At 72.9% G+C, this 4,271-nt stretch carries 3 protein-coding genes and 1 tRNA gene; 2 read left to right on the top strand and 2 right to left on the bottom strand.

The genetic code is table 11. The features are described 5' to 3' along the window. Positions 1-426: 426 nt before the first annotated feature. Both A5481_RS10290 and A5481_RS10285 read right to left on the bottom strand, forming a co-directional pair. Positions 427-502 (bottom strand) — tRNA-Asn (locus A5481_RS10290). An 82-nt stretch (positions 503-584) separates the two neighbouring features. Next, positions 585-1,019 (bottom strand): hypothetical protein, encoded by a 435-nt coding sequence (locus A5481_RS10285; protein WP_048435424.1) that lies wholly within the window; start codon positions 1,017-1,019, stop codon positions 585-587. Positions 1,020-1,225: 206 nt separating this feature from the next. On the opposite strand from A5481_RS10285, the gene A5481_RS10280 reads away from it, so the two are divergent. Further along, positions 1,226-1,585: a hypothetical protein gene (locus tag A5481_RS10280; RefSeq protein ID WP_048435423.1), complete on the top strand. Its 360-nt coding sequence runs from the start codon at positions 1,226-1,228 to the stop codon at positions 1,583-1,585. Positions 1,586-1,588: 3 nt separating this feature from the next. Beyond that, a complete protein-coding gene (locus A5481_RS10275; protein WP_048435422.1) occupies positions 1,589-4,108 on the top strand; it encodes a PBP1A family penicillin-binding protein in 2,520 nt (839 codons plus the stop codon). The last annotated feature ends 163 nt before the right edge of the window (positions 4,109-4,271 follow it).

The raw sequence follows: 4,271 nt of genomic DNA, 5'->3' as shown, positions 1-4,271 counted from the left end.
ATGGTCGGGCCGAGGTCGCGGCGTCGTGTACCGTGACTTCGCGATCGCGAAGCTCGCCAGGTCTTTGATTTTGCCGCATTTTCTGAGACGACCCGGTATCCACTTAGTCGGAAAATGCTTCAGCTCACCTCAAGAGACCGCCTGAGCAATTTTACAATCGGAAACACATGAATGATCAGGGATGTCCTACGATCACACCTCAGGATGAGGTTGAGGGCAGGTCATATCCCGCTGTTTCCGGCGTCATGACAGACGATCCCGCTCGAACAGGCTCCGAGAGCTCGTTCGATTGGAGCGGAGCATCGGCTCGAACACGCATCGTCGCCGACGCCGTTCGATCAGGATCACGCGGGATGGGTCATGCTCGATTGCGGCCGCTAGCGCGTCGCCGCAGGCTCTCGTTCGGCCATCGGCGCGAAGGAGAAGTGGCTCCCCGAGTAGGACTCGAACCTACGACAAGGCGATTAACAGTCGCCTGCTCTACCAACTGAGCTATCGGGGAATGCCGGCCGGCCCTCGCGGTGAGCGCCGACGGGGGTTTCTTAGCCAGTTCACCCCGGCAGCGCAACCCTGATCTGGCGCCTTCAGAGCGGCGGGCAGGCCGGGCCGAACGGGCCGACCGTGAGGTCGCCCTGGCGGGGGGCGTTGAGCACGAAGGGCTCGGTGCCGCCCAGGCCGAGGCGCATCACGCCGAGGTCGTAGTAGCAGCGGTCGAGGACCGCCGTGAACGTGTAGTTGTCCTGCGCCACCGGCGGGCCGACCGGCACCAGCCGCCCGCGCGGGCCGCGTGCCGCGCAATAGGTCGCGATGTCGACCCGGCCCGGCGCCAGCATGCGGATCGAGCGCGAGGAATGCGGCGGGATGCCGACGCTGGGGCCGCCGTTGCGGCTCGCCACCGCGAAGTAGGGCGAGCGGTTGACGACGTGCCGGACGCAGCCGGCCTCCGCCGCGCCGATGCCGCCGGCGAGCAAGGCCGCCGCTGCCGACCACAGGTAGAGCCGCTTCACGCCCGGCCGCATGGCATACCTCTCCCAAAACGCGCAGGAATCCGTGCCACTACACCTAAGGCCCGCCCGGCGAGCTGCCAAGCTTGCCCGCCGGCGCGTCGGCGCACGGCTCCGGACGGGAACGGAACGGCAGAGCTTGGCGTTGAGTTCCGGTCTCGATGCGGCGAAGGCATTCCGGTGCCGGGCCGTGCCTTGTGGATTCCCCGCCCGGAGCTCCGATGCGCATCCGTTCCCTGCTGCTGGCCCTGTTCCTGCTCACCGGCCTCGGCGGTCTCGCCGGCGCCTCGCCGCTGATGCCGACCGCCGCCGTCACCACCGCCCTCGACCAGCCCTCCACGGTCGAGACCGTGCGCTGGCGCCGCCACCGGCACTGGCACCGGCGGCACTGGCATCGCCGCCACTGGCACCATCGCCGCCATTACCGCCGCCACTGGCACCACCGCCGTCACTGGCACCATCGCCGGCATTACGGCCGCTTCCACCATTATCGCGGCCGCCATCACGCCCGCCGGCTGCATTTCAGCCGCCCGGCCGCCCGGCCGGTGCGCTGGATCGAGCCGCGCCAGGCCGGACGCTGAGCCTTGAGCGCGCGGCCCCCCGAGACCGGATCCGACGGACGTCCCCGTGACTGGCTCGATCTCGGGGGGGCGTCGCGGCCCTCCGCCGAGTCTCCGGCCCCGGAGGCGCGGACGACGGACCCGCGTCCCGCGGCCGCGCAGGGCCGGTTCGGCGGGTTCCGCCGCGCCGCCGCCGGGTTCGGCGCCCGCCTCGGCCCGGCCGCCCGCGACGGGATCCTGCGGGCACGGGCGGCCGGGGGCCGCCTTGCCGCCCATCCGGCGACCCGGCGCGCCGCCGCCGCGACCGCGGCGGCCTGGCGGCCCGCGGCCGCCCTCGCCCGGCGGGTGCCGTGGCTGCGCGTCGCCGGCGTCACGGCCGCCCTCGCGCTCGGCCTCGTCCTCGCCACGACGATCTACGCGCTCGCGACCCTGCCGGTGAATGGCGGGCTCACCATCGAGCCGACCGCCTCGGCCCTGGTGGTGCGCGCCGCCGACGGCCAGGCCTTCGCCACCCGCGGCGTCATCAAGGGCGCGAAGCTCTCGCCGAAGGAGGTGCCGCCGGTCCTCGCCAAGGCGATCGTGGCGATCGAGGACCGCCGATTCTACGAGCATCACGGCATCGACCTGCGCGGGCTCGTCCGCGCGGCGTTCCGCAACGCCGCCGCCGGCGGCACCCGCGAAGGCGGCTCGACCCTGACCCAGCAGCTCGTGCGGATGAGCTACCTGTCGCAGGACCGCACCCTGAAGCGGAAGGTGCAGGAGGCGGTGCTGTCCCTCTGGCTCGAATCGCAGCTGCCGAAGGACGAGATTCTCACCCGCTACCTCAACGCCGCCTATTTCGGGGCCGGCGTGTACGGCGCCGATGCCGCGGCGCAGCGCTATTTCGGAAAGTCCGCCAAGGACCTGACGCTCAGCGAGGCCGCCATGCTGGCGGGCCTGGTGCGCGCGCCCTCGCAGCTCGCCCCCCACCGCAACCTCGACGGGGCGCGGGGCCGCGCCGCCCAGGTGCTCGAGGCGATGGTGGAGACCGGCGCGATCACCCGGCCGGAGGCCGACGCGGCCAAGCGCGCCCCGGCCACCGTCCGGGTGCCGACGGAGACGCCGGTCGGCACCAACTACTTCGTCGACAGCGTCGCCGAGTCGGTGCGCGGCCTGATCGGCACCGGGCCGGCGGACGCCACGGTGCGCACCACCCTCGACCTGACGCTCCAGAACATCGCCGAGAGCGTGCTCGCCCGCCGCCTCGACCAGGACGGCGAGCGGCGCAAGGTCTCGCAGGGCGCGCTGGTGGCGATGGCCCCCGACGGGGCGATCCTGGCGATGGTCGGCGGGCGCGACTACGCCGACAGCCAGTTCAACCGCGTCACCCAGGCCAAGCGCCAGCCGGGCTCGCTGTTCAAGCTGTTCGTCTACCTCACGGCGCTCCGCCAGGGGTACCGGCCGGATTCGACGATGGTCGACCGGCCGACCCAGGTCGGCGAGTGGGAGCCGGAGAATTACGGCGGCCGCTACCGCGGCGCGGTCTCCCTGCGCACCGCCTTCGCGCACTCGATCAACACCGTGGCGGTACAGCTCGCCGAGGCGGTGGGGATCCCGGCGGTGATCGAGACGGCGCGGGGCCTCGGAGTCACCTCGGACCTGCCGAACCTGCCGAGCCTCGCCCTCGGCTCGGCCGAGACGACCCTGCTGGAGATGACCCGCGCCTACGCGGCGGTGGCGGCCGGGGCCGAGAGCGTCGAGCCCTACGGCGTGCGCCAGATCCTCGCCCGCGACCAGCCGCTCTACACCCGGCCTCAAGGCTCCCCGGCTCCCGCTCGCGACCAGGCGGCGCGCACCGCGATGCTCGACCTGCTCAGCGCCGTGGTGCGGGAAGGCTCGGGCAAGAACGCCCGGGTCTCGGTGCCGGCCGGGGGCAAGACCGGCACCACCCAGGACAGCCGCGACGCCTGGTTCATCGGCTTTGCCGGCGACCTCGTCGTGGGTGTGTGGCTCGGCAACGACGACAACTCGCCGATGGCCGGCGTCACCGGCGGCGACATGCCGGCGCTGATCTGGCACGATTTCGTCACCCAGGCGCTGGCGGCCCGGGCCAAAGCGGGCAAGGGTGAAACGGGCAGGCCGGAGGCCGCACGGACCGCCCCGGGGCCGCGGCCGGAGGTGGCGAGCGTCGCCGACCCGGCGGCCGATCCGCGGGCGGGCCAGGACCCCGAGGGCCGGGATCCAGGGAGCCGCGCGGTGCTGCGGGGCAACCCGGCGGTGGTCGATACCGGCACCCTGGATTTCGACGGGCGCACGGTGCGGCTGGTCGGGGTCGACGGGCTGACGGGCCGCAATGCTCGCGAGCTCGGCCGCTACCTGCGCCGGCGCGATGTCGCCTGCGCGCCGGCCGAGAGCGGCGCCTATCGCTGCTCCCTCGACGGCCAGGACCTGTCCGAGCTGATCCTGTTCAACGGCGGCGGCCGCGCCAGCGCCGACGCCACGCCCGACCTGCTCGCCGCCGAGGAACAGGCGCGCTCGAACCGGATCGGCATCTGGCGGCGGTGATCCGCACGTCGCTCCCGGTCTCCGCGACCGGCCAAACGGACGCGACGGCGGGCGGGGCGTCGTGACGACCGCCCGCCGGTTGCGCTAAGCAGACTTTGCGTTGGCAGGCCAACACGGTACACGACACGAGCTCCGTCGCTCTGCGGTCGGCCTCGCGGCCCAT

Source organism: Methylobacterium platani, from assembly GCF_001653715.1.
Lineage (GTDB): Bacteria > Pseudomonadota > Alphaproteobacteria > Rhizobiales > Beijerinckiaceae > Methylobacterium > Methylobacterium platani.
The sequence above is the reverse complement of the archived record's forward strand: the minus strand, read 5'-3'. Positions and strand labels throughout refer to the sequence as shown.